A 24,662-nucleotide genomic window follows, 5' to 3' on the forward strand; every position below is an offset into this window, starting at 1 on the left:
CTGCCCTTTTCGTTATTGGGAGAAAGCTTAGCTTTCCCCTGACATGACCTCTTGCCAGATGTTAGCGACTGCATTTCGCATTTCGGTCATCTCAGCACCAGAGATAGTATTGGAGCGATCCTGCAAGGTTTGACGATGCCCTGCTGCTCGATAAGCCTTGTAAGCTTCTCGTAGAGTTTCAGCAGTATCTTGGCTGATTAACTCGATCTGCTCGGCAGCATCTAAAATACGGATGTTGTCGGTGAACTCATAAAGAGAAGGGCATTTACCGGCGTTGCGTAAAACCAAGTATTGAACGATAAACTCAATATCAACAATGCCACCACGGTCATGTTTAAGGTGGAATACAGGGTTCTCTTCATCGTTGCCTTTGCTACCCAGATGGTCACGCATCTTTTCGCGCATCTCAGTTACTTCTTCCAGTAACTTTTCATCTTTTCTTGGCAGTTTAAGAATCTCGGCTCTCACCTCTTCAAACTTCTCTTTTAGAGCGGCATCACCGGCAACTACTCGGGCACGGACAAGAGCTTGATGTTCCCAAGTCCACGCTTCTTTGTGTTGATAGTCGGAGAAGGCTTTAAGAGAACTGACCAATAGGCCAGAGTTACCAGATGGACGCAGACGCATGTCTACTTCGTACAACTGACCTGAGGTGGTAAACGTATTTAGGATGTGGATGATCTTCTGACCTAAGCGAGTAAAGAAGACCGAGTTAGCGATCTGCTTCTCGCCATCGGTAAACAGGTTCGCATCAGAATCGTGAATAAAGACGAGGTCTAGATCTGAGCCATAGGAAAGCTCGATACCGCCCATTTTACCGTAACCTAAAACGATAAAGTCTGGGTTGCAGGGTACGCCAGCTGATTTCTGCGGAGCACCGTGCTTTTCGGTCATTAACTTCCAAGCGATATCGACCACCGCTTCTAAGATAACTTCGGCAGTCCAAGTTAAGTAATCACTTACTTTCATGAGCGGCAACGCACCGGTGATCTCAGACGCCGCTACTTTCAATGAGTGGGCATTCTTGAAGTAACGTAGGGTGTCCATTAACTGCTCCGTATCCTCTTCTGGAATACGTAGCAGTTGTTGGCGTAGTTCGCTGTTTAGCTGAGCTTTATCCGGTGGTGAATATAGGCTGCTAGGGTCAATCAACTCATCCAATAGAATTGGCTGCTTCGCGAGTTTTTCTGAGAACCAGCTAGATGCTGAACAGAGTTTCACCATCTGCTGAAGTGCGGTTGGGTTTTCGGCCAATAATACTAGGTAAGCGGAACGCCTTAAGATCGCTTGGATCAGCGTTAGGACTCGGCCTAAGGTTTCTGTCGCATTTTCAGTCGCGGCGATTTCACGTAGCAAAATAGGCAGTACGGCTAATAAGCGTTCTTTCGCAATGAGCTGTAGCATCTGCACGGTACGCGATTCGCGCAAGGTATTGATCTTGTGCCATGCCTCTTTAGGGTCGTCGAAACCTTGTTCTTCAAGCAGGTCAATCGCCTGTTGATCTTCGAGGTCGTCATTCCACAGAGACAGCCAAGTATCATCGCATGCAGAGTCCTCTTCTGGTTCAGCTTCTTCACAAGGCGCAATCAGGTCGGCAAAGTGGATGCGTACCTTTTCGCGATGACTTTCTAATTCAGTTGTAAAACTTTCCCAATCGTTAAAGCCCATGCTGAATGCTAAGCGGCATTGTTCTACGTCGTCGTTAGGAAGTTCTTGAGTTTGTTTGTCAGCTACCGCTTGAATGGCGTGTTCGGCGTTACGAAGAAACTCATAAGCTGCCATCAGCTCCTTAGAGGCTTGTTCAGGCATGCCTACGACGTCTGGCAGAATCGGTAAAATATTACACAGCTCGCGTTGTTGCAGACGTGTATCACGGCCGCCACGCAGTAGTTGGAATACTTGTGCAATAAACTCGACTTCGCGGATGCCACCCGAACCCAATTTGACGTTGTTATTCAGGCCCTTGCGACGGACTTCGCGGCTGATCATCTCTTTCATTTCACGAAGAGAGTCAAATGCACTGAAGTCGATATATTTACGGTAAACGAATGGGCGGAGAATCTGCATTAGCTCATCACCCGCTTCTTTATCACCGGCCATTACGCGGGCTTTGATCATGGCGTAGCGTTCCCACTCACGACCATGCTCTTGGTAATAACCTTCCATAGCATCGAAGCTGATCGCCAAGGGACCCGCTGAGCCGAATGGACGTAGGCGCATGTCAACACGGAATACGAAGCCGTCGATGGTGCTGTTATCCAGCGCCTGAATCAGTTTTTTTCCTAGGCGGATAAAGAAGTCCTGATTGTCGAGGCACTTTTTGCTGCCTTCGGTTTCACCGTTTTCTGGATAAACGTAGATCAGGTCGATATCGGAGGATAAATTCAGTTCGTTTGCACCTAGCTTACCCATGCCCAGTACAACCATGCGTTGCGGCTTGCGGCTGTGTCGGCCGGTTGGTGTTCCCCAACGTTCGCAAGCTTGGTCATACAGCCAGTTCATGGTTTGTTCGACACAGGCATCAGCCAACCAAGACAGCTCGCGGGTGGTTGTACGCATATCGCTGGCACGGGTGAGATCACGCCATATTAGGCGAACTTGTTCGCGCTGACGGAAACAACGGATCGCTTTGTGAAGCTGTTCTTCCGTTTCTAAGGAGCTAAAGGTTTCTTTCAGTGTGTTGTGATATTGCTCTTCTGAATAGGTGTTGTATAGATCACCACTTTCCAGGAGCGAACTCAACATTTCAGGACGACGCTCGAGTTGCTCCGCCACGAAGTTACTGCCGGTCAGAACACGGCTTAAGTCCTGACTAAAACTCTCAGGGGTGTTGCTCAGTGTGGTCAGAATCTCTTCAAGGGGTTCCCAGTTTTTGGTGAGTACCGGTTGAAGTGTTTCTGGCAGTAAATCCATGTGCGGTTTGAGCATAAGGCTTATGTCTCCTGAAATGTGAAACTTGGGGCCAAATATGATGCGCAGTAAATGAAGACCCCAAAATCATTCTAACAGTCTAAAACAACTGAATGAGTGATGCTTATCATGCTTTTGTTAAACAACTTTGGGCAAGTTGCTGGTGGCTTTCCTGCCAGCGCTCGCGCCAAGATTTTTCTATCAGCTGTTCTGATATCAGTAGAGCTAAAACGCCCGGTTCTGCGGTTTGTAATAACACATTTAAACGTGCTTCCGAGCGTTGCTGCTGTTGCTTGGTCAGGTCGCTATCTTTTTGGCCAGAGATCACTGCAGTACGTCGCCACGCATCGATATCTCGTAACTGACGGATCAGTTTGCTGAGAAGGAAGTCGATCTTGCCATCAGGTTCTGCAGGCACAATATCGCTGTAGGTCTCGTAGAGGGCGCCAATATTACGCAGTGACTCGAGTGCTAGGGGGATGTATTTCCAATCTTGAGTAAATTGCCAAGCTTCTAAATAGCGTGGCCACAGACCGAGTTCTTTTTGCAACAAAGTGCTGAAGCTTTGTTCTAGCGTAGTAGATTCATCGAATTCAGGAAGTTTACGATGAACGTCATAGGCCTCTGGATCGAGTAGTCTATAGCCTCTTTCCGCTTTACTGATATCGCTAATATAGAGAGGGATATGTTTCGCTAGATCTAATGCGAATTTGACCATCTCAGTCGCCTCGCCCTCCAGCAGTTCCAGCTCTAGCTCACACAGAGGATCTTCTCGGCCATGAGCACTCACAGTGCCTTGGTCTAAAGCGATCTCGGCTTTTAGCACATTACCTTTGCTATCCAGGGTATCGAGTATCCACGTTGTACGGGTAAAGTCGGTGCTAAAAATTGGTGCGACTTGAGCGTGGATATTCGGGTCTTGAAGGGATTTAGGCCATTCTGCACTTTCAAGTAGTGCGTAATCTAATTCCGGTTGCTTAATCAGCCACTCCCACTCTTTGCGTGAGTGCATACCTGCTTCAGAAGAACCACTGCTTTTCAGTGTTTGAATCAGCTGTTCACCTTTGCGTCGAATGCGCAGGGCTACACGATGTTGAGTCAGTTGCTGATCGGGGGTGTCGTAATAGATGTTACCTAACTGGTGACTACCCAATTCTCGAACTTGAGAGGAGCGGAACAGTGGTTGTAGTTTTAATGATTCCACATGATGCGGGCTTAAAGTTAGCTTTAGCTCTACTTCTAATGCCATCTCTGTTTTTTCTCTTTATAGGCTGCCATCTAAGTTTGCAGTCTAACGCACTAAGATAGGGCTTTAAATCACTCTTGCCGAGTAATGTTCAGATGGATGAATATTTGGCTTTTGTGCCGATTAAGCCTACAGTAGCCGTAATAGACCTAATCATTGAAAACTGCTTGTAGACTGACTGTGAACGACGACACTAAACAATACGTCAATTGGTTCCGCCATTCCTCTCCTTATATCAATGCGCATCGGGGTAACACCTTTGTGTTGATGTTGAGTGGAGAAACCGTTGCTGATCCTAACTTTGCCAACATTGTGCATGATATCGCCTTGCTGAATAGCTTAGGTGTGCGTTTGATTTTGGTTTACGGGTCGCGACCACAGGTCGAAGAACAGCTTGCACAAAAGCAGTTAACAACACGTTTGCATCATCACCTTCGCGTGACCGATCAAGAAAACCTGACTTGTGTCATTCAAGCCTCCGCTATTGTGCGGGCAGAAATTGAAGCGAGATTGTCTTTGGGGTTGCCTAATACGCCGATGGCCGGTGCGCGCATTAAGGTTGTTTCTGGCAACTTTGTGACAGCGAAGCCCGTTGGTGTGCTGGACGGCGTCGATATGGCCCATACGGGTGAAGTTCGTCGCTTAGATCATGATGCCATTACCCAGCAGTTAGATGATGGCAATATCGTTCTACTTTCTCACTTAGGCTACTCACCAACCGGTGAAGTATTCAATCTATCAGTTGAAGATGTAGCGACGGCTGCTGCCAGTGCTTTAGATGCTGATAAGTTGATTTTGTTTGGTGCGGATCAAGGTGTTTTGGATAGCTCGGGCAAATTGCGTAGTGAGTTATTGACCCGCAAGGCTGAACGCTTGGTTGGGCAGTATCTATCTTCATTGGAAGATACAGACCAACCACATACGGAAATGTCGCGTCATTTAGAAGCCGCAGTTGCTGCTTGTCGCAAGGGTGTGCGTCGTTGCCATCTTATCAGTTATAAAGAAGACGGTGCTTTACTAGGTGAATTATTTACCCGTGATGGTTCGGGTACTATGGTGCTGCAAGATTCCTACGAGCAGCTTCGTTCTGCAACGATTGAAGATGTAGGTGCGGTGTTAGAATTGATCCAACCTTTAGAGCAGGATGGCACCCTGGTAAGGCGTTCGCGTGAAGTCTTAGAAAATGAGATCGAACGTTTCACGCTTATCGAACGTGATGGCGTGGTGATTGGCTGTGCTGCTCTATATCCGTTCCCAGAAGACCAGATGGCAGAGTTGGCTTGTGTGGTCGTTTCGTCAGAATATAAAGGGGCTGAACGAGGCGATAAGCTGCTTAAAGCGATTGAACAGCAAGCGCTGCAGCACAACCTTAAGCAGGTGTTTGTGCTGACAACTAAGACGGCGCATTGGTTTGTTGAGCGTGGTTTTGTCGAAACCCCTGTGGATAACTTGCCGGGTGAGAAGAAAGCGCTGTTTAATCTCCAGCGCAATTCCAAAGTGTTTATGCTTAATCTTTAACTTGGGAAGTGAATCACAAAGCAGGCTCCGCCAAGTGGGGAGTCTTTCACTTCAATCTGACCTTGGTAGCTACTGATAATATCGGTGGCTACAGATAAGCCAATCCCTTGTCCTTGAATTGACGTATCCAAGCGAGCGCCGCGTTGTAAAATGACTTGGCGCATCTCTGGTGTTACTCCGGGGCCGTCATCACAGATGGTTATTTTTAACTCTCGATCAGATTGTGATGCAGAGATAGCAACCTGACTATGACCGTACTTAAACGCGTTTTCCATGATCATACCCAACACTTCCATAAGATCGCGTTCATCGCCATAGAAGGTTAGCGCATCTGCTAATGCAGTTTCTGAAACAATGTTTTTATTCCGATACACTTTTCCAAGCGCTGAGAGCATTCGCTCAATGATTGGCTCAACAGCGACCGCTTTCCCGAGTGGCTTATTTTGACTTTTAACTGCGCGGCTCAGCTGATACTGAACAATCTGATTCATCCGTTCTACTTGTTCGGATACTAGGGATTGGTAAGTAGGCAACTCGTGTTCCTCTAGCTCGGCACCCCGCATAACTGCGAGAGGTGTTTTCAAACTGTGGGCCAGATCCCCCAAAGTATTGCGATAGCGCTCCCGCTGTTTTCGCTCACTCTCAATTAAGCCGTTTAAGTTGGTGGTCACTGGCTCAACCTCATCAGGGTAAAGGCCTTCTAGCGTCTCTGCTTTTCCTGCTTCAATCGCTTTTAGATCTTTAGCGAGGCGTCTTAATGGGGTTAAACCCCAGCTTAGGATGAAAGTTTGTGCTAATAGGGCGACTAGAAAAATGATACCAAGCCATGCTGTTAATTGCTGGTTATAAGCTTGGATATCACGAATGACGAGATCATCTGATTCCATAACCGTGAATAAATATGACTTTTCTTTGCCTGCTGTTTCCCAAATGATGCGTAGTTGGAATCGGTAGAGTTGTGCCTCTTCCAAATGTTCAAACCTCGGCTCGCCAGTGGTTAATCCGCTAAGGTTTATCACTTCAGAAAGCTGAGGGTCGTCTAGAAGTACAGATGATAGAGAACGCCAGAGAATATTGCCCTCTTGATCATGTATAGCGGCATATAAACCGGAATTAATCTGTTCGTAGCGAGGTTCCTGTAATCGCTCAGGGAAGAGAATATGATCCTCTTTCAGTTCTACTGCACCAAGGAGCAGGTAAACCTGTAGCTGCAAACGGTCTCTCACCGAATTTTCTAAACTGCTGTGGTAAGCCTTGCTCAAGGCTAATCCTGCAATAAGAAGAACGATTGGAAGAATGACTGCTGATGCAATCAACAGTCGCCCCTGCAATGACTGCAGGGGAGATCGAATATTCACGAACTATCCTTAGTCGTTTGGCTGATCAGTTGTGAGGGCGAAACGGTAGCCGAGCCCGCGTACGGTAGTGATCGGCTGTAACTCTTGATCAGGGTCCAGTTTCTGACGTAAACGACGGATAAATACTTCCAGTACATTACTGTCGCGGTCGAAGTCCTGGTGATACAAGTGTTCAGTTAACTCGCTCTTTGAAATAGTCTTGCCTGTATTTAATACCAAGTATTCGAAGGTGCGATACTCATAGCTTGTTAGCTTAACCGGTTCGCCGTTGCGGTAAACAACGCGGCCAGTGGTATCGATTTTGAGCGGGCCAAACTCAAGCACAGGTTTCGAGTGACCTGCTGCTCTGCGTAATAAAGCGTTTAGGCGTGCATGTAGCTCTTCCATATGGAAAGGTTTAACCAGGTAATCGTCAGCACCAGCTTCTAAACCTTCTACTTTATCTTGCCAATCGCCACGGGCAGTCAGAATAATAATTGGAAACTCTTTACCTTCTGCGCGCCATTTCTTAATCACGTCAATGCCAGAAAGCTTTGGTAAACCGAGGTCGACAATAGCGAGGTCATATGGGTATTCCTGCCCCATATACAGCGCTTCTTCACCATCAGCAGTTTCTTCAACTGTATAGTTGTTACCCTCTAAGGCTGTCGTCAATTGGCGGCGTAGATCTGGATCGTCTTCAACAACAAGTAACTTCATTGTATTTAACTCCTTATTTGGGGGTAATCACGGCGCCGCTTTTGGCGTCAATCAAGATATCTTTAACATGACCCTCTTTAACGAGGCGTATTTTAAAAACGGCACGTCCTTTAAATTCAGTAGTCTCTGTTTTTATTACTTCACCACCGCTTGCTTCAATCGCGGCGGTCATGGCTTGTTTGAGTGTTAATGGCGAATCGTCTGCCATTGCCACTGGTGCTAAGCCAGTCATTAGGCTTAGTAACAATACAGCATATCGAATCTGCTGCTTGAGCATGTGGGAAAACCTCATTGGTGCAGGTCACTATTCAGATTACACAAACAATAGAATATTAAGCCTTAGTATCTGACTCTCGGAAGAATGCAGAATGGGCCGTTTTTTCGTTAATTTCTAAGTATCCCGTACTATGGAATGGATAGTAAATAGTTCGTGTGACCAGATAAATTACTTATATAAAGAATTTATAGCCTAGCTTACGGGCGTGAAACTGTATCGAGTGTGAATGGTATTCTGTGAGGAGGGCCTCCCCACAGAAGTTTCCCAGAGAGAAATCGAGATACTGGGAGTAGATCAGTCTTTCTTTTGTTTTTCTTTTAATTGTCTAACCGAAAGAATGACAAAGCGAACGTTGTAAGCCATACCGATCGCAAGCGCAATCGCAGCAGTAACAATAAATATTTGGCCTAGGGAAGGGATTTTGAAAAACCACCCCACCCACAAGCAGATAATGCTGATGATGGCGATCGGAACGCCTGATTTGATGAAGAGTTGCATCCACTTGTCAGAGCGAATCTCTTTTTTATCTAAGTTGGACATGATTAACCTCTAACACAACTAAGCTGCCAAGATTAGAGTGCGGGCTTCGACTCTGCAAGGGCTGGAACATGCATAATTTTAATCTATTGGTCGGATTAGCCTCGTGCATTTGGTAACGCATTTCGTGGTATATGCTGTTGCGAACAAAGCAATATTGGAACGACGGTTTTCGCAACGGTTCTGTTATACTCGATAGCTAAGCAAAATTATTACAAACAAGGGTCATTGAAATGCCACAATATCGCTCAAAGACATCGACGGCAGGTCGTAATATGGCGGGTGCACGTGCTTTATGGCGTGCAACAGGTATGAAGGATGAGGATTTCCACAAGCCAATTATTGCTGTGGCAAACTCATTTACTCAGTTTGTTCCAGGTCACGTACATCTGAAAGACATGGGACAGCTAGTAGCTCGCGAAATTGAAAAGGCGGGTGGTGTTGCTAAAGAATTCAATACTATCGCAGTCGATGATGGTATCGCGATGGGTCATGACGGCATGCTTTACTCTCTGCCATCGCGTGACATTATCGCTGACTCTGTTGAGTACATGGTAAATGCACACTGTGCAGATGCGATTGTTTGTATCTCTAACTGTGACAAAATCACACCGGGCATGTTGATGGCGTCTATGCGTCTGAATATCCCAGTAATCTTCGTTACTGGCGGCCCAATGGAAGCGGGTAAAACTAAACTAGCTGAGCATAAGCTAGATCTAGTTGACGCGATGGTACTTGCAGCAGATCCAAATGCATCTGACGAAGAAGTTGATGCAGTAGAGCGTTCTGCGTGTCCTACTTGTGGCTCTTGTTCTGGTATGTTCACAGCGAACTCTATGAACTGCTTGGCAGAGGCTCTAGGCCTTGCACTTCCTGGTAACGGTACTGTAGTTGCAACTCACGCTGATCGTGAAAACTTGTTCCTAGAAGCAGGTCGTACGATTGTAGATTTGGCTAAACGCTACTACGAGCAGGACGATGAATCAGTTCTACCTCGCTCTGTAGGTTTTAAAGCGTTTGAAAACTGCATCACGCTTGATATCGCTATGGGCGGATCAACAAATACGATCCTTCACTTGTTGGCTATCGCTCAGGAAGCTGAGATCGATTTCACCATGGATGATATTGATCGTTTATCCCGTGTAGTGCCTCAGCTATGTAAAGTGGCGCCAAACACGCCTGATTACCACATTGAAGATGTTCACCGTGCTGGTGGCATTATGGGGATTTTGGGTGAGCTTGATCGTGCCGGTAAGCTACACACAGACGTTCCAACGGTTCATGCTCCGACAATGAAAGATGCACTGGATAAGTGGGATATCATGCGTAACCCAACTCCTGAAGTATTGGAGTTTTATCGTGCTGGTCCTGCGGGCATCCCAACTCAGACAGCATTTAGCCAATCTACTCGCTGGCCAACACTAGATGGTGACCGTGAGAATGGTTGTATCCGTTCATTAGAGAATGCGTTCTCTTTGGAAGGTGGTCTTGCTGTATTGAAAGGTAACATCGCGCTAGACGGCTGTGTGGTTAAATCTGCTGGTGTAGATGAGTCTATCCTTGTATTCGAAGGCCCTGCACACATTACAGAATCTCAAGATGAAGCGGTTCAGAATATTCTTGATGATAAAGTAGTAGCGGGCGAAGTTGTTATCGTACGTTACGAAGGCCCTAAAGGCGGCCCGGGTATGCAAGAGATGCTTTACCCAACGTCGTACATCAAGTCTAAAGGTCTAGGTAAAGCCTGTGCATTGCTGACTGATGGTCGTTTCTCTGGTGGTACTTCTGGTCTGTCGATCGGTCACGTTTCTCCAGAAGCTGCAGCAGGTGGTGCAATCGGTCTAGTTCGTAACGGTGATATTATCCGTATCGATATCCCTAACCGCACAATCGATGTATTGCTTTCTGATGAAGAGTTAGCAGAACGCCGTGCAGAGCAGGATAAGCTTGGCTGGAAGCCGGTTGAAGAGCGTCCTCGTAAAGTATCAGCTGCACTGAAAGCATTCGGTATGTTGGCTACATCAGCAGATAAAGGTGCTGTTCGAGATCTATCTAAATTAGATTAAACTTGTGTCTTTGTCTTAGAAGAACCCTGCTTATGCAGGGTTCTTTCTTTTTAGTCTTATATTTTAGTTAAGTGTTTTTGGGCATATGTCTAGTGACCTTTCTTAGAGAAGTCTGTTAATTTTGGCGTTAAAGAGTATGTTACGGTCGGTATGGTTCTTTTGTTATAAGTTTATTGCAATATTTCTGATAAATAATTCATAGGTCAATTTTTTTAATGGTCTACAGCAAAATTGAAAAGTTATTAGAATCTAAGAAAACTATTTTTTTTATGGTTTTTAGTATATGTATTTATGCTGCATTTAAAGACTCTTGGAAACTTTTGGCTGATATTTTTCAAACGTTAGTACTCTTGCTGTCGTTTGTTTTTGTGGCTTTTCGTTGGGATTTTTTTAAGAAAATAAAGTTTCTTTGGTTACTACCAGTTGCACTTATTCTGCAAGTGGTGAGTTGGTATTATTCATCGATTTTCTATCCTGATATTGCTGTTGAATCACCAAAGATTGGAAGGCTTTTTGAACTATTTGTCTTTTTCTTTTTTGCTATATGGCTAAAAGGAAAGAAAGAGTATATATGGGCAGTACTTATATCTTTTGCTATTGGGTCCATTTTTACTTTAAGTCAAGAAGGGCTTTTGTTAAACGATATATTGAAGGGGGTTTCTGGGGTTCGTGTAGATTTTGGATATCGTAATGCTCAGCATGGGGCATTGATTATTGGTGCAAGTTTATTGATAGCTTTGGTCTATTTTAGCTATATCTATAAAGAGTGTAATCAGCATAGGGCACTTTTTTTATGTGCGGGTTTCTTTATATTGTTCTATGTTACGCTTCTATTGATTATGCAAACAAGGCAGGCAATCCTAGGTGTTGTTGTCTCTCTGTTATGTCTTGCAGCTTACAAGTTATATATTAATAAGAAGTATACAGTTAAAAACTGTGTTTTTTTTCTGATATCTTTTGTTTCTTTTTTGGTAGTAATTCTAAGCTTTGATATTGTTTCTAGTCGTTTAAGTTCAGAGGCTTATATCGTTACGGATTATATCCTGAAAGGGGATTTTGATAACATTCCTTATACTAGCTTCGGTGTTAGGCTAAATTTGTGGATTGAATCATTCCTATGGATTCCAGAAAGTATATTCTTAGGGTTTGGGGATGGTGTAGAAAAGTATTTGATTCTGGAATCTACAAGGTTGCCTGATACTATAGTGGAGGAATATCGGCATATTCATAGCTCATATATAGCTACTGTTCTTCGCTTTGGTTTGTTGGGCCTCACTCTTTGCCTTTTATTGTTGATACTGCCTGTTGTTGAGGTTTTAAAGTTTGAAAATGAAGTGATATATATAAAGTATATTGCAGTTATGTTTTTAGGGTATTGGCTTTTTGTTAATTTCTTTGAGTCTTTTTGGTATATGAAAGCAGGATTGTGGACTTATACTGTATTTATGGCTGGTATATATTCTATCCCACTGGCCATTAAATATGAAAATTACTTGTCAACCTTGGAAAGGAATAATAGGTTATTTTCGTCTGAATAATGGTTTTTGATATTCGTATAACTTTCCTAAAATCCCTTTATGTTTGGATTTTAGGAAAGGGATATCGTTATTTTTCCAAGAATGTTGGTACCAGTGTATTAAATGAGCATTCTTAGGGTGATTGAATTCGATATCTTGCCCCTGGTAAGAGAAGAAGTATTCAGGATCTAGAACTCTAATTCCATCAGTGCTTTTTAAAGGCTCTAATACATAAGTCATGATGTCGGGGCCCATATATAAGGGGCTGGACATGATTTCATTCTCATAAAAGTTAAGCAGGTTTTTTAGTATTTTATTGGATTTTTTCGAAAAAATAGATGCTGTGCCGATTAGAGTTTTATTTTCCAAACCGATACAAAAATCACAGTCGTTAAAAAGCTCGAATGGGTCATGAACTATTGTTACGTCTGTATCTAAATATAAGCCACCGTATTTGTGTAAAATACATATTCTTAGATAGTCGCTTACAAATGCAAATAACCCTTTTTTGTAACATTCTCGCGAAAATTCACAATTACTTATCCAGTCCAATACTTGTTCATTAGAATCGGTCCATAGATTGACCTCATAGCCTTGTTTCTTCCAGTCATTTACACAGGCGTGTGATAATGGAGGCATCTTTGCGCCCAGCCAAATTGCATGGATAGATTTATTCATATGTATCGATAGCACGTTATTGTGTATGGAGAATGAGAGGGTCATGTTAAACTACCCTCTTAATTAAGTCAGTAGTTACCATTTGGGATCATGGATATATTCATTATCAGTTTGCCTGAAGCCTCTAAAAGACGAGAGCGTATAGCAAAAATATTGGATGAATCGCAGTTGGTGTATACCGTATTCGATGCTGTTAATGGTCATAATGGTTTACCATCTTCTTTAGTACATTTACCTGATGATGGCTTTAGGAAGGTTTTTAAGAGTCGGCCGCTTTCTAAGGGTGAGAGGGGTTGCTACGCTAGTCACTATTTGCTTTGGCGAAAATGTATTGAATTAAATCGGCCTATAGTGATTTTAGAGGATGATGCTATTCCGCTTGCTGGTTTTAAAGATGCATTAGCAGAACTTGAATGCCTTCATCGCACCTATGGCTATATAAGGTTAGAAACACAATTCGGTAGCCATTCTAAAATAAACTCGGTTAATACATGTGTAGATTTAGTGTTTTGGGACGCTAATGACATGCGCACAGGAGGCTATTCTATATCTCCTGAAGGGGCTAAGGCGTTTCTTGATGCTAGTAATCGATGGCTTTATTCGGTCGATTACTTTATTGGTAGTTCTTATCTACATCATGTTCCTGCGATTGGATTGTTTCCACCAATAGTGTCAGCGCCTAATGACTTAGGTACTTACATACAGCTTGATGCTAAAACGAAAGTGAATTTTACCTATAAAATTACGCGGGAAATATACCGTTTCTATCGATCTTGTAGGATGAAACTGTGGAATCTAAGTTGGAAGGTGCGTAGTAGATGCAGAACGTAAACCCCAGATATAAGAATATGAGTGGTTACGTTTTTATTGTATCTATAAAAAATTGACTGATGCTTGCCAAAGTAGCCTAAGCGCTAGAAGTGTAATAACCGTTTTAAAAATCACTTTAAACTGCTTTTCTGGAATGCGGTTCAGCATTTTAAGTCCAAGCCAAGTGCCTAACATCCCACCTAAAATCATCAGTAAGATTAACGGCAGCCATTGCCAGAAAGCAAAACCTACAAAAGAAAATACAAATATCTTCAGCAGGTGCTGCATGCTCATGCAGGTGGCGAAATTAGCAGTGCTGCTGTGCTTATCGTAATTTTGTCGATGCACTAAACCTGCGACAAGAGGGCCGGTCGCACCGACAAATATGGATGCGAAGGTTGTACCAGCGCCAGCTACGACGAGGCCGTTTTTGCTCATCTGATGTGCGCCTAATTTTGGGCCCCAGACTAGAAACAGAATAAATAGGGCAACGGAAATCTGGATAAACGTCAAAGGTAGTTGTACAACGATTAGTGAAGCGAGTGCCGAGCCAATTAGGGCACCGATACTAAAGCTAATCACCATCTCCCAGTCGATATGCTGTCGAGTAACAATCGCACGATTGCCATTGGAGCCTAGCTGAACAAGGCCGTGAACCGGTATCAGTGCTGAAGCCGGTAGAAAAGAGGCAAGAATTACTAAGAGTAGGACACCGCCACCAATCCCCATAGCGGCGGTAATAAATGAAGTTCCTGCTGCCGCAAAAATTAGCAGCAGGGTGAGTTCGATATTCTCAAGAATCGGCACACATGAGCCTGTTATTTATCACTTAAAGATTGCATTACTTGCTGTGACCAGCTCAGGCTATGGCGATAAGCGGCTTCATAGAAATGTTGATCAAGTAGTAGATCTAAATCCTGAAAATCGCCACGTTCGTAATGACAAACCTGATCAAGAATTTGCCCTAGCTGGCCCTCGTTGGATAGTAGGGCTGCTTTGACATCTGCTTGGAGTGGAATTTGCTCAAGCAGTTCCGGCATCTCCATATCCAGAAGTACATCTAATTTAGAGAATAGACCTGTAATAAAGTTGTTGATGGGTTGATCACGTCCAAGCATCTCGGCAAGTAGTTCACACATACGCCCACGGACTAGCATGCTGCGAGTTAGTTCTTCGGGCTTTTCTTGCGTGTCAGTGACTAGGAATAGGCTAACCCATTTACGAATTTGCTCGAAGCCTAAAAGGCTGATTGCATGCGATAAGGACTCGATCTCTCGCTGGATGCTAAAAGCTGCGGAGTTTACAACGCGTAAGATTCGATAGGTTAATAGAGGATCATTAACAACTAATTGCTCAACAGACTGCGCTGTAGCGGTAGGGCTTTGAAGTTCTACCATCATTTGTAAAAGAAGAACCTTACTGCTGCCTAGTTTTTTCCCTTTTACTGGTTCTGGTTTACTTAAAAAATAACCTTGGAAAAGGGCAAAGCCCAACTCATGGCATTTACGGAATTCATTTTGAGACTCGACTTTGTCAGCTAAAAGTTCCAGATGGTAAGGGCGAAGATCTTTTACGGTCTGAGGGAGTTGGTCGACACCTGTTTTTTGTATATCTATCTTTAAAATGTGAACTAAATTTAACAGAGGTTCATATTTTGGGTGAGGTCGATAGTCAGACAAGGCAAGGCGGTAACCTTGTTGATTTAGCTCTTGGACTCGCTGAACAAATTCAGGGCTTATTTTTGAATGTCCTAAAATTTCGATGATAAAGCTTTCCTTTGGTAAGTCTGGAAAGTTATCTGCCATCAATGTTTTATCAGTAAGTTTGATATAGCAAGGAAGTGACCTGACTTCCCCTTCTTCGCAGATGCTTGCGTAAGTGTTGAGGATAACGGAAGAAGTTGCCAGATGATCGTTGATTGTATTAGGAGCTTGTTCATCATCATTACGATATAACAGCAAATACGCGACCACGTCCTGACTTTTATTGAACACAGGCTGTCGTGCTAGAAGTAGATCTAGAGATTCGCCTGTTTCAATTGATCCCGTCATGTTTTACTCCTATTGATTAGCTCGAGATAGTACTGATTATAACCTTTTCCAAGGTTTACTTCTGTAAAAAGCCACGCTGTTGTAGGAAAGAAAGCATATGTGGACGCGCCTCTTTTTGCAGCATTCCAGAGATTTGTTCGCTCCAAGTCATATCCTTTTGACCGCCAGTACGACTCTTATAATACGCTTGAACATCTTGGTCGTATGCGGCAATAAGCTCTTGATCTTGGCTGTCATCGTATCGGTCATGTTTCAGCACGACATCCAATGGTAAACGAGGTTTAACTTCAGGGTCTTGATCAGGGTCACCAATGCACATGCCAAATACAGGGTAGACCAGTTCTGGTAGGTTTAATGCGTCAGATACTAGATCAATCTTATTACGCAAACCGCCAATATAAACCACGCCCAGATTTTCGGATTCTGCTGCAATGGCAACATTTTGCGCAAATAAGCCGCAATCGACTGTGGCAGTAATAAATTGTTCTGTAAATCCAGATAGCATTTCCGCATCGTGCATATCGCAACTTAGTTGATGGCGTTTCATATCTGCACAGAAGACTAGGAAGGTCGGCGCCTCTGTTACATAAGTTTGATTACCGGCCCATTCCGCTAGTGAAGCTCGCTTGTCTGGATCATTAACTTGGATAACCGTGCAAGCCTGAATAAAACTTGACGTTGCAGCTGCTTGGCCTGCTTGAACAAAACGGTTGATCTGTTCTTGGCTCACTGGTTTATCAGTGAACTTTCGGATAGAGCGATGTGCGTTAAGAAGTTGGATAACCTGATTCATAGCAGCCCTTAAATAAAAACTTAAAGTTTGAGTTGTATCACAGCCTTGGTTTTAGCAGAAGGGCGGTAGCGGATTAACTTTAGCTATTGTTTGGAATATGTTTTCCTTGAACTATCGCGTTAAGCTTAGGTCTATCAATCAGTTAGGGAATTTAAATAAAGGTTACTCCTGTATATGAGCAAAGCTTTCACGCTATTAATCTTTTGTAAGCAGCCTCGTAATGGGCAGGGTAAACAACGCATCGCGGCCTCATTAGGTGCTGAAACAACTTTTGAGATTGCCAAGGCTTTGTTGCAGTGTGCACTCGAGGATGCTGATGCTTGGTCGGGTAGGGTTGTACTATCACCCGCTTCTGTTGATGAGGTTGAATGGGCAGAGGGATTACTGGAAGGTGAGCACGTTCAGGTGATTCCACAGCCATCGGGTAATCTTGGCGAAAGAATAAATGCAGTTGATCAACGTTTGAGAGAGCAAGGTCATCAAAACATCGTGACTATCGGTACAGATGCACCGATTTTAACTTTGGATCTTCTTCAGCAGGTTAGTCAAAAGATGGCTGATTATGATGTTGTTTGCAGTAAGGCCGATGACGGAGGTGTCACAGTGATGGCTTCAGGGATTGCATGGCCGGATATCGAAGCACTGCCTTGGAGTACTGAGCATTTAGCGCAAGGGCTTGAAGAGTGTTGTTTAGGTGCCGGGCTGTCAGTGGGCTATATCGCACCGACTTATGATATTGATCTTGAAGCAGATCTGGTGCGATTGATCGAGGATCTTAAATCGGATCAGCGGATAGCAAGACAAGCATTACTGCAGTTGATTACGCCTATAGTGAATAACAGGATGGTTACAAGTTAGGAATAAACAGGTCATTTATGCAGCGTATCCATACGGAAAATTGGTATAAGACCCCGCAAGGTGAGGAGCGGGGCTATATCGATCCTTTTACATTACGTGAATTATGGTTTCACACTGGCACCGCATGCAATTTGCAGTGCCCCTTTTGCTTAGAAGGTTCAGCCCCAGGCGATAAACGCTTGGAATTGGTTAAGTTTGAAGATGTGAAGCCTTATATCGATGAAGCTCTGGAGCTTGGTGTTGAGCAGTTTTCATTTACCGGAGGTGAGCCGTTTCTCGCTAAACAGCTGATCAAAATATTAGCGTATGCCTCCCAGTTTAAGCCTTGCCTTGTTTTAACAAATGGGACTGAAGCGATTCAGAAACGTATGGCAGAGGTTGCAACATTAAGTCAGTCGAACTACCCCGTGAATTTTCGGGTAAGCCTAGATAAGCCAACTGCAGCAGAGCATGATGCGGGACGCGGTGAGGGTAACTTTGTTAGCGCCCTTAACGGCCTAAAGCAGCTTTATGACTTAGGGTTTCATATATCTGTCGCTCGGCACATGGATAAAGAGGAAGATAAAGCGTCGGTTGATGAAGCATTTAAAACACTCTTTGTTGAATACGGTTTGCCGCGCGATCTGAATTTGGTCGCATTCCCTGACTTTGCCACACCGGGGAGCCTTCCTCAGGTACCTCAGGTAACTACAGCATGTATGACCACTTACCAAACGGAAGAGAGCCGCAAAGATTTTATGTGCGCTTTTAGCAAAATGGTGGTGAAGAAAAATGGTCAGATGCGCGTCTATGCTTGTACGCTGGTGGATGATGACGAAGAGTACGATTTGGGCGGTAGCTTAAGAGAAAGTTTAGAGCATCGAGTAAGCATGAAGCATCATCGTTGTTATAGCTGTTTTGCTTACGGTGCGTCTTGTAGTGAAGGATAAGGAGCGAGTGTGTTAGGAATCATTGGTGGTACAGGTATATATCAGTTAGAAGGGTTAGAAGTTACGGGAGAGCATGAGATAGAGACACCTTTCGGTTCCCCTTCGGCCCCTATTCTGCAAGGTCGGATGGGTGAAAGGGATCTGTTTTTTCTACCCCGTCATGGCCGTTGTCATGAGTTACTGCCCTCGGAAGTAAATTATCGTGCAAATATCTGGGCTCTAAAGACACTTGGCGTGACGCAGGTAATCGGTTTGTCCGCTGTCGGCAGTCTGCAAGAAGAGATAAAACCGGGTGATCTGTCGTTGCCGGATCAATACTTTGATTTTGTAAAAGGTAACCGCGAGAAAAGCTTTTTTGGTAACGGGTTAGCAGCCCATGTTTCCACCGCCGAGCCAACCTCTAAACCTTTAGCTGATGCGCTTGAAAAAGCAGGTGAATCGGTAGGCATTTCCCTACATCGAAATAAAACCTATGGCTGTGTTGATGGGCCGCGATTAGGTACTAGAGCAGAAAGCTTCTTCTTACGAGGCGCTGCGGGTTGTGACTTAGTTGGGATGACCAATGTGCCAGAGGTGTTTTTAGCAAAAGAAGCGCAGATCAGTTATTGCACTATTGCTATAGCGACCGATTATGATTGCTGGATGGATGATCCTGCGCATCATGTGAGTGTGGAGCAGGTGATTGCCCGCTATGGTGCAAGTTTAGAAAAAGCAAAAGCGGTACTCACAGCCTTTATTAACAGCCCAGAAGAGGCGTTTGATTGTGCTAGCCGTAGCAGTTTGGCATCTGCTGTATTAACGCCGCGAGATAGCTTGAACCAATCTCAGAAAGAGCTGTTGGAACTGTTGAGTGCCTAAGCCTTTCCTCTCCGTCATTATTCCTGTGGGGCCTATAGAAGAAGAGGTCCCGCAGGGGTTCTTGCAAGACTTACAACACCTCCCTGACGGGGCTGAGCTGATTTTTGTTGCTTGTAAACAAGCGCAACTCGTCTTAGCTCCAAGTTGCACCGGCTTATCAAAATACTCTGTGAAATGGTTGTGCACTGATCCTGGTCGAGCCATACAGATGAACCGCGGAGCAAAAGAGGCTAGGGGACAGTATCTTTGGTTTCTTCACTTAGATAGTCGATTCGACAGCGGTTTAGTATCCAGCTTATTGGATAATTTAAAACGTTATCCTGAACGTCTGCATTATTGCTCGCTGGCTTTTATTGCTGATGGGCCCTCTGCGATGCCTATCAATGCGCTTGGTGCGAACCTTCGTTCTCGGCTTCTGGGAGTGCCCTTTGGCGATCAGGGCTTTTTAATTTCAAAGCCCTTATTTGAACAGGTAGGAGGGTATCCAGAGGCTGCTGCTTATGGCGAAGATCACCTGTTCGTTTGGTATGTGCGTCAGCAAGGCATAAAACTGAAATGTTGTGCAGTTCCTTTATCTACCAGTGCGCGCAAATATGAAGATAAAGGCTGGCTTAAAATCACCTGCCTTTATCAGAGATTATGGTTAAAACAGGCCTGGCCTGAATTTATCAAATTAGTAAAACAGCGTTACTTTTGACCACGTTCCCAGTGGTGAAATTTTGCTACCCAGTCCAGTAGTTTTTGTGGAGCGTTTGCGCGCTTCCATTCACCAGCAGCGTACTTGTTCGCCTCGCTCATAGTCGGGTAAATATGAATGGTGCCTAAGATTTTGTTAAAGCCTAAGCCATGTTTCATGGCGGTGACAAATTCGGTGATAAGTTCGCCCGCGTGCGGCCCCACGATGGTTGCCCCAAGAATTTTATCTTTGCCCGGCACCGTTAGTACCTTAACCTTACCCTGGTTGTCACTGTCGGCTATTGCTCTATCTAACTCTTCAAGGTCAAAGCTGGTGACTTCGTAAGCAATATTCTGTTCTTTAGCTTCTAACTCGTTCAAACCCACACGTGCGACTTCTGGATCGGTGAAAGTTGCTGCGGGGATTACCGAGTAGTCCACCTTAAACTTCTTGAAACGACCGAACAGAGCATTTACTGCTGCATACCACGCTTGATGAGCTGCGGCGTGTGTGAACTGGTATGGGCCTGCTACATCACCACAAGCATAGATATTCGGGTATTTTGTTTGTAAGTACTCGTTTACTTCTAGAGTACCGTCAGCTTTGGTTTGTATGTCTAAATTTTCTAAGCCAAAGCCATTCACATTAGCTTGTCGTCCAGTCGCTACCAAAAGTTGATCAAAAGGAATCTCGTCCATCTGGCCTTTATGTTCGCAAACAAGGTACTTGCTTCCCTCTCGTTCTACAAACTCCAGCATTTTGCGATTGCCTAATACATTGATGCCTTCCTGGTCAAAGCGCCGACTAACCCAGTCAGAGATGTCTTTGTCCTCTTTAGGCATAATGTGATCGCCACGTAAAACGATGCTCACTTCAGAACCAAAACGAGCAAAACATTGACTTAATTCACAGCCTATTGGGCCGCCGCCGAGCACTAACAGTCGTTTCGGTAATTCGCGTATCTGCCACAGATTATCTGAAGTCAGTGGCTGCATTGCTTCTATGTTTTTGATCGCAGGGATACGTGGTCTAGCGCCTGTGGCAATGACAATATTCTTGGTCGTAATGATCTCTCCGTTTACGACCACTTCATAGGGGTTAAGAATGGTTGCATTGCCAGTTACACAATCGACGCCTAACCCTGTGTAGCGTTCAATCGAGTCATGAGGTTCTACTTGTTCTACGACTTTGGATACTCGCTCCATAACATCAGCGAAATTGAACTTTACCTCGCTGTGCTCAATGCCATATTCCTGACTACGTTTGCTATCTGCTACAAAGCGAGCGGAACGAATCAGAGCTTTAGAGGGCACGCAGCCCGTATTGAGACAGTCACCTCCCATCTTGTGCTTTTCAACCAAACTGACTTTGGCTTTTACTGCTGCTGCAATGTAAGAGGTGACTAGTCCGGCAGAACCAGCTCCTATAACAACAATATTAGTGTCGAATGTAGAGGGCTTTTGAATACCGGCATAGACTTGCTTTGCTTTAAGTAGATCGATAACTTTCTTGGCGATCAGTGGAAATAAACCTAATAAAGTAAATGACAGTAGGATCCCTGGAGACAAAATGCCTGAGAGCGATTCTAACTGACCTAGTTGCGTACCTGCGTTTACATAAACGGCAGTCCCAGCCAGCATGCCTACCTGGCTTACCCAATAGAATGTCCACGTCTTGATTGGGGTTAGGCCCATACCTAGATTGATCATAAAGAAGGGGAAGATTGGCACTAACCTCAAGGTGAAGAGGTAAAAAGCACCTTCTTTCTCCATACCAGCATTGAAAGACTGTAACTGCTTACCAAAGCGGTTTTGAATGCTTTCCCTAAATAGAAAGCGGGAACAGAGAAAAGCTAAAGTTGCTCCGATGGTACTGGCGAAAGATATGATGAGTAAGCCGGTAACGAGTCCAAATAGTGCACCGCCAATCAGCGTCATAATGGCAGCACCGGGTAAAGAAAGCCCTGTAACGAGCACGTACAGTCCAAAGAAGATCGCCACTGTCTTGATTGGATTCTCAGCGTAATACTGTTCGAAGCTCGCTTGATTGCTTTTGATAAAGTCCAAATTTAAGTATTGGGCCAGATCAAATATAAAGAAGGCCGCAATTGCACTTAGGATAACGAGGAGTAGAGGTAGCTTTTTCATCAATAATATCTACTTAAATTCAGAAGCTTCTAGGACAGAGATAAATTCGGAAAGTTTCAATTTCCTTACGTATGTTAGGAGTAAATCAACGATATGAATAAATCAGCTTATGTTAAACTGCGCCTAAATTCGTTGTTTAAATTGTAGAAAAGGCTCTGTGCCTTTTGAGCCTAAACAGTAGCGCATTGATCCTGTTTAGGCCATTGAGATGCATCTAACCTTATGAAATCAGTTGTAAATCCAAATTGTCAGCGCTTTAGTGCGATTTTGAAAGATGTGCCTGCTTTGTTTGATAGCAGTGATACATCCATTCATAAAGCACGGAATGAATTAAAGATAGTTGATTGCTTAGATGAATCATTGGTCTTGAAGTCTTTCAAAGTGCCGAACTTACTAAGGCGTTGTATCTATACGTATCTTAGGCCGAGTAAAGCTGAAAAATCTTATCAGAACTCTCTGTTATTGGGTGACTTTACACCAACGCCGGTTGCTTATGTCGAGTACTTTGACGGAGGCTTAATCTCCAATAGTTATTTTGTCAGTGAACATTACGCGTATGATTTTACCATCCGTGAGCCCTTACTGGACTTAGATTTTCCGGATCGACCTGAGGTATTTAAAGCATTTGCGAGGTTTTCTTTAGCGCTGCACGATGCTGGATTTTTCCACAAAGATTATTCGCCGGGTAATATCTTAATCCGAAAGCTCGCTGATGGTGGATATGAGTTTAAGATTGTTGATGTTAATCGCATGCTCCAACTTGAGCTCGATAACGAAATGCGAGCACGGGGTTTTGAAAAACTCTGGGCGAGAGACGAAGATTTAGATGTCATTGCAAAAGAGTATGCTCAACATAGTACTGTTTCTGATGATTTTGCAGAGCAGGTAAAGCTCTTTTCTAACAAGAATAAACGCTTTAAAAACTTCAAGAAGCGCTTAAAAGGTAAGCCCGTTAATGACTAATATCGATCATATTTCATGCGTTATTATCGTTAAAAATGGTTCAGACACCATCGTTCCGGTTTTGGAAGCTTTGGCCTGTTTTACCGATGTGGTGATCTATGACAATGGATCGGATGATGGCACGCAATCACTGGTTTCCAACTTCGAGAATGTGAATTTGGTCGAAGGGCCATTTTTAGGTTTTGGTGAAACGAAACAGCGTGCTGCCAGTTATGCCAAACATGACTGGGTGCTGTCATTGGATGCCGATGAAGTGCTTACCGATGAGTTTATCTCTGCATTGGCACAACGCTCATTAGACTCTGATAAGGTGTATTCAATTACGCGCAGTAACTTTTACAAAGAGCGTGAAGTTAAGCATTGTTGGGGTAAGGATGTGATCGTGCGTCTGTATGATCGTACCAAGACCAACTTTAATAGCAGTAAAGTGCATGAGCTTGTTGTCACCGAAGGCTTCGAAGTCGAAAACCTAGCAGGTACGGTTCGTCACTATCCTTATCAGAATATCTCTCAGTTCATCGTTAAGCTTGATAAGTACTCCTCTCTTTTTGCAGAAGATAAGCAAGGCATAAAGAAGTCTTCGCCGCTTAAAGCCAGCTTGAATGGCATTTATTCGTTCTTTAAAACCTATTTCTTAAAGCGTGGTTTTATGGATGGGTCTGCAGGATTGATTATCGCCTTTTCGCATATGGCGACGAATTTTTATAAATATATGAAGCTGTATGAGTTGAATAAAGCAGCCAAAGACAGTAGAGGTAGGATAGAGAACGCTAATGACAACTAGTGTCTTAATTACTCGCCACGACAAGATTGGCGACTTCGTTGTTGCTTTGCCGATGTTCCAATGCCTAAAGGCAGCTAGACCAGAGCTGCGCTTGGTTGCTTTAGTGTCTAAGGTCAATCTCAGTTTAGCGCAGCAGTTACCTTATATTGATGAGGTGATTGAGTATCAGCCTGACAATCTTGGCGCTACGTTAGCGGCGGTTAAGAATGCAAAGTGCTCCGTAAGTATCTCTGCATTTATCGACTCACAATTAGGCTTTCTTTTGTGGCGATCAGGCATTCCTAAGCGTATAGGGCCGGCGACTAAACTGGCGCAAATCTGGTTTAACTGCCGAGTTAAGCAGCGTCGCAGTCAGGTGAAAAAAACGGAGTTTGCTTATAACTTAGATCTTCTAAAAGCGTTCGATAGCCAAATCGAGACGGGTATACAGGCACCTTTGTTTGGTTTTGCTAAGACTGATGCAATTCGGGCTTTGGAAGCATTTAATGCGCAATATCAGTTGGAGAGTGACCGCCCCATCGTTGCTTTTCATCCAGGCAGTGGTGGGAGTACCGATGGTAATCTAACGCTGCAAGATTATATCCGTCTTGCTCAAGCAGTGATTCAACAGGAAAAATATAGGGTTGTGTTTACCTTTGGCCCTGATGATGAATCTTTATTTGCTGAAGCAGCGGCGGCACTAGGAGATAAGGCCGTTTTGCACCGTTCTCAGGGTAGTGTTTATGACTTTGCTCTGCTGTTGAGTAATTTCTCTTTGTTTGTCAGTACTTCAACGGGCCCTATGCATTTAGCCGCTGGATCTAATCTTAAAACCATATCCTTCTTCGGTGATGTAAAGGTTGCTTCTCCGGCTCGATGGGCTTCGGTCAATCAACCGGAAAACCAGCATAACTTTACTGTCCCTCAAGACTATTCAGACGAACTGTACTCTGAAATTGAAGAAGAACTACTTCAATTAACTGAGCAGGTTTAAAAACTATGTGTTTA

At 44.1% G+C, this 24,662-nt stretch carries 22 protein-coding genes; 11 read left to right on the forward strand and 11 right to left on the reverse strand.

The features are described 5' to 3' along the window. Positions 1-27: 27 nt before the first annotated feature. Entirely contained in the window at positions 28-2,928 is a 2,901-nt protein-coding gene (glnE, locus tag ACMXYP_RS01120; protein WP_415883174.1) for a bifunctional [glutamate--ammonia ligase]-adenylyl-L-tyrosine phosphorylase/[glutamate--ammonia-ligase] adenylyltransferase, read from the reverse strand. A 109-nt stretch (positions 2,929-3,037) separates the two neighbouring features. After that, positions 3,038-4,159: an inorganic triphosphatase gene (locus tag ACMXYP_RS01125; protein ID WP_415883175.1), complete on the reverse strand. Its 1,122-nt coding sequence runs from the start codon at positions 4,157-4,159 to the stop codon at positions 3,038-3,040. A gap of 177 nt (positions 4,160-4,336) precedes the next feature. On the opposite strand from ACMXYP_RS01125, the gene argA reads away from it, so the two are divergent. Beyond that, positions 4,337-5,674, forward strand: a complete 1,338-nt coding sequence (gene argA / locus ACMXYP_RS01130; RefSeq protein ID WP_415883176.1) for an amino-acid N-acetyltransferase — start codon at positions 4,337-4,339, stop codon at positions 5,672-5,674. On the opposite strand, the gene ACMXYP_RS01135 is transcribed toward argA, so the two are convergent. From ACMXYP_RS01135 to ACMXYP_RS01150, 4 genes are all read right to left on the reverse strand, one after another. Further along, positions 5,671-7,032 (reverse strand): ATP-binding protein, encoded by a 1,362-nt coding sequence (locus tag ACMXYP_RS01135; RefSeq protein WP_415883177.1) that lies wholly within the window; start codon positions 7,030-7,032, stop codon positions 5,671-5,673. The two genes, argA and ACMXYP_RS01135, sit on opposite strands and share 4 nt — an antisense overlap. A 9-nt stretch (positions 7,033-7,041) precedes the next feature. Next, the gene (locus tag ACMXYP_RS01140) at positions 7,042-7,731 is read right to left on the reverse strand and encodes a response regulator transcription factor (protein ID WP_415883178.1); all 690 of its coding nucleotides are present in this window, start codon (positions 7,729-7,731) and stop codon (positions 7,042-7,044) included. A gap of 13 nt (positions 7,732-7,744) precedes the next feature. Then, positions 7,745-8,008: a PepSY domain-containing protein gene (locus ACMXYP_RS01145; RefSeq protein WP_415883179.1), complete on the reverse strand. Its 264-nt coding sequence runs from the start codon at positions 8,006-8,008 to the stop codon at positions 7,745-7,747. 294 nt (positions 8,009-8,302) lie between these two features. Then, entirely contained in the window at positions 8,303-8,548 is a 246-nt protein-coding gene (locus ACMXYP_RS01150; RefSeq protein WP_415883180.1) for a hypothetical protein, read from the reverse strand. Positions 8,549-8,778: 230 nt separating this feature from the next. Between ACMXYP_RS01150 and ilvD the strand changes: the two genes are divergently transcribed. Both ilvD and ACMXYP_RS01160 read left to right on the forward strand, forming a co-directional pair. Continuing rightward, entirely contained in the window at positions 8,779-10,611 is a 1,833-nt protein-coding gene (gene ilvD, locus ACMXYP_RS01155; RefSeq protein ID WP_415883181.1) for a dihydroxy-acid dehydratase, read from the forward strand. A gap of 215 nt (positions 10,612-10,826) precedes the next feature. Continuing rightward, positions 10,827-12,149 carry an O-antigen ligase family protein gene (locus ACMXYP_RS01160; RefSeq protein WP_415883182.1) on the forward strand — a complete coding sequence of 441 codons (1,323 nt, stop codon included), beginning with the start codon at positions 10,827-10,829 and terminating at the stop codon, positions 12,147-12,149. Here ACMXYP_RS01160 and ACMXYP_RS01165 read toward each other — a convergent pair. Further along, positions 12,132-12,806: a glycosyltransferase family 32 protein gene (locus tag ACMXYP_RS01165; RefSeq protein WP_415883183.1), complete on the reverse strand. Its 675-nt coding sequence runs from the start codon at positions 12,804-12,806 to the stop codon at positions 12,132-12,134. The genes ACMXYP_RS01160 and ACMXYP_RS01165 overlap by 18 nt on opposite strands. Positions 12,807-12,896: 90 nt before the next feature. Here ACMXYP_RS01165 and ACMXYP_RS01170 point away from each other — a divergent pair, with 90 nt between their 5' ends. Continuing rightward, the gene (locus ACMXYP_RS01170; protein WP_415883184.1) at positions 12,897-13,637 is read left to right on the forward strand and encodes a glycosyltransferase family 25 protein; all 741 of its coding nucleotides are present in this window, start codon (positions 12,897-12,899) and stop codon (positions 13,635-13,637) included. Between the two features lie 42 nt (positions 13,638-13,679). Here ACMXYP_RS01170 and ACMXYP_RS01175 read toward each other — a convergent pair whose 3' ends face one another. The 3 genes from ACMXYP_RS01175 to nfsA are packed head-to-tail and all read right to left on the reverse strand — an operon-like array spanning position 13,680 to position 16,460. Further along, the gene (locus ACMXYP_RS01175) at positions 13,680-14,423 is read right to left on the reverse strand and encodes a sulfite exporter TauE/SafE family protein (RefSeq protein ID WP_415883185.1); all 744 of its coding nucleotides are present in this window, start codon (positions 14,421-14,423) and stop codon (positions 13,680-13,682) included. Positions 14,424-14,434: 11 nt separating this feature from the next. Next, entirely contained in the window at positions 14,435-15,667 is a 1,233-nt protein-coding gene (locus tag ACMXYP_RS01180) for an EAL and HDOD domain-containing protein (RefSeq protein WP_415883186.1), read from the reverse strand. A 55-nt stretch (positions 15,668-15,722) separates the two neighbouring features. Further along, a complete protein-coding gene (gene nfsA / locus ACMXYP_RS01185; RefSeq protein WP_415883187.1) occupies positions 15,723-16,460 on the reverse strand; it encodes an oxygen-insensitive NADPH nitroreductase in 738 nt (245 codons plus the stop codon). Positions 16,461-16,634: 174 nt separating this feature from the next. Here nfsA and ACMXYP_RS01190 point away from each other — a divergent pair, with 174 nt between their 5' ends. The 4 genes from ACMXYP_RS01190 to ACMXYP_RS01205 all read left to right on the forward strand — a co-directional run bounded on the left by ACMXYP_RS01190 (position 16,635) and on the right by ACMXYP_RS01205 (position 19,802). Continuing rightward, on the forward strand, positions 16,635-17,318 hold the full coding sequence (locus ACMXYP_RS01190; RefSeq protein WP_415883188.1) for a TIGR04282 family arsenosugar biosynthesis glycosyltransferase: 684 nt from the start codon (positions 16,635-16,637) through the stop codon (positions 17,316-17,318). A 17-nt stretch (positions 17,319-17,335) separates the two neighbouring features. Beyond that, positions 17,336-18,247, forward strand: coding sequence for a radical SAM protein (locus ACMXYP_RS01195; RefSeq protein WP_415883189.1), 912 nt, complete (start codon positions 17,336-17,338; stop codon positions 18,245-18,247). Positions 18,248-18,256: 9 nt separating this feature from the next. After that, positions 18,257-19,105 carry an MTAP family purine nucleoside phosphorylase gene (locus ACMXYP_RS01200; RefSeq protein ID WP_415883190.1) on the forward strand — a complete coding sequence of 283 codons (849 nt, stop codon included), beginning with the start codon at positions 18,257-18,259 and terminating at the stop codon, positions 19,103-19,105. A 208-nt stretch (positions 19,106-19,313) separates the two neighbouring features. Continuing rightward, a complete protein-coding gene (locus ACMXYP_RS01205) occupies positions 19,314-19,802 on the forward strand; it encodes a hypothetical protein (protein ID WP_415884697.1) in 489 nt (162 codons plus the stop codon). Here ACMXYP_RS01205 and lpdA read toward each other — a convergent pair. Beyond that, positions 19,793-21,928 (reverse strand): dihydrolipoyl dehydrogenase, encoded by a 2,136-nt coding sequence (lpdA, locus tag ACMXYP_RS01210; protein ID WP_415883191.1) that lies wholly within the window; start codon positions 21,926-21,928, stop codon positions 19,793-19,795. The two genes, ACMXYP_RS01205 and lpdA, sit on opposite strands and share 10 nt — an antisense overlap. 222 nt (positions 21,929-22,150) lie before the next feature. Between lpdA and ACMXYP_RS01215 the strand changes: the two genes are divergently transcribed. Genes ACMXYP_RS01215 through ACMXYP_RS01225 form a run of 3 tightly spaced genes read left to right on the forward strand, consistent with a single transcriptional unit; the run spans position 22,151 to position 24,648 of the window. Beyond that, positions 22,151-22,891: a hypothetical protein gene (locus ACMXYP_RS01215; protein ID WP_415883192.1), complete on the forward strand. Its 741-nt coding sequence runs from the start codon at positions 22,151-22,153 to the stop codon at positions 22,889-22,891. Next, positions 22,884-23,675: a glycosyltransferase family 2 protein gene (locus ACMXYP_RS01220; protein WP_415883193.1), complete on the forward strand. Its 792-nt coding sequence runs from the start codon at positions 22,884-22,886 to the stop codon at positions 23,673-23,675. Before ACMXYP_RS01215 ends, ACMXYP_RS01220 begins: the two co-directional genes overlap by 8 nt. After that, on the forward strand, positions 23,665-24,648 hold the full coding sequence (locus ACMXYP_RS01225) for a glycosyltransferase family 9 protein (RefSeq protein ID WP_415883194.1): 984 nt from the start codon (positions 23,665-23,667) through the stop codon (positions 24,646-24,648). The genes ACMXYP_RS01220 and ACMXYP_RS01225 overlap by 11 nt, the downstream gene beginning before the upstream one ends. Positions 24,649-24,662: the final 14 nt, after the last annotated feature.

The sequence above is a fragment of the Neptuniibacter sp. QD34_54 genome, from assembly GCF_047778055.1.
In the GTDB taxonomy this organism is placed as follows: domain Bacteria; phylum Pseudomonadota; class Gammaproteobacteria; order Pseudomonadales; family Balneatricaceae; genus Neptuniibacter.

Coding starts and splice junctions, on each gene's coding strand:
- ACMXYP_RS01140 (WP_415883178.1), bottom strand. CDS start 7,731: ATGAAGTTACTTGTTGTTGAAGACGATCCAGATCTACGCCGCCAATTG.
- ilvD (WP_415883181.1), top strand. CDS start 8,779: ATGCCACAATATCGCTCAAAGACATCGACGGCAGGTCGTAATATGGCG.
- ACMXYP_RS01150 (WP_415883180.1), bottom strand. CDS start 8,548: ATGTCCAACTTAGATAAAAAAGAGATTCGCTCTGACAAGTGGATGCAA.
- lpdA (WP_415883191.1), bottom strand. CDS start 21,928: ATGAAAAAGCTACCTCTACTCCTCGTTATCCTAAGTGCAATTGCGGCC.
- ACMXYP_RS01180 (WP_415883186.1), bottom strand. CDS start 15,667: ATGACGGGATCAATTGAAACAGGCGAATCTCTAGATCTACTTCTAGCA.
- ACMXYP_RS01190 (WP_415883188.1), top strand. CDS start 16,635: ATGAGCAAAGCTTTCACGCTATTAATCTTTTGTAAGCAGCCTCGTAAT.
- ACMXYP_RS01145 (WP_415883179.1), bottom strand. CDS start 8,008: ATGCTCAAGCAGCAGATTCGATATGCTGTATTGTTACTAAGCCTAATG.
- ACMXYP_RS01165 (WP_415883183.1), bottom strand. CDS start 12,806: ATGAATAAATCTATCCATGCAATTTGGCTGGGCGCAAAGATGCCTCCA.
- ACMXYP_RS01225 (WP_415883194.1), top strand. CDS start 23,665: ATGACAACTAGTGTCTTAATTACTCGCCACGACAAGATTGGCGACTTC.
- ACMXYP_RS01215 (WP_415883192.1), top strand. CDS start 22,151: ATGAAATCAGTTGTAAATCCAAATTGTCAGCGCTTTAGTGCGATTTTG.
- glnE (WP_415883174.1), bottom strand. CDS start 2,928: ATGCTCAAACCGCACATGGATTTACTGCCAGAAACACTTCAACCGGTA.
- ACMXYP_RS01160 (WP_415883182.1), top strand. CDS start 10,827: ATGGTCTACAGCAAAATTGAAAAGTTATTAGAATCTAAGAAAACTATT.
- ACMXYP_RS01125 (WP_415883175.1), bottom strand. CDS start 4,159: ATGGCATTAGAAGTAGAGCTAAAGCTAACTTTAAGCCCGCATCATGTG.
- ACMXYP_RS01195 (WP_415883189.1), top strand. CDS start 17,336: ATGCAGCGTATCCATACGGAAAATTGGTATAAGACCCCGCAAGGTGAG.
- nfsA (WP_415883187.1), bottom strand. CDS start 16,460: ATGAATCAGGTTATCCAACTTCTTAACGCACATCGCTCTATCCGAAAG.
- ACMXYP_RS01170 (WP_415883184.1), top strand. CDS start 12,897: ATGGATATATTCATTATCAGTTTGCCTGAAGCCTCTAAAAGACGAGAG.
- ACMXYP_RS01220 (WP_415883193.1), top strand. CDS start 22,884: ATGACTAATATCGATCATATTTCATGCGTTATTATCGTTAAAAATGGT.
- ACMXYP_RS01205 (WP_415884697.1), top strand. CDS start 19,314: ATGAACCGCGGAGCAAAAGAGGCTAGGGGACAGTATCTTTGGTTTCTT.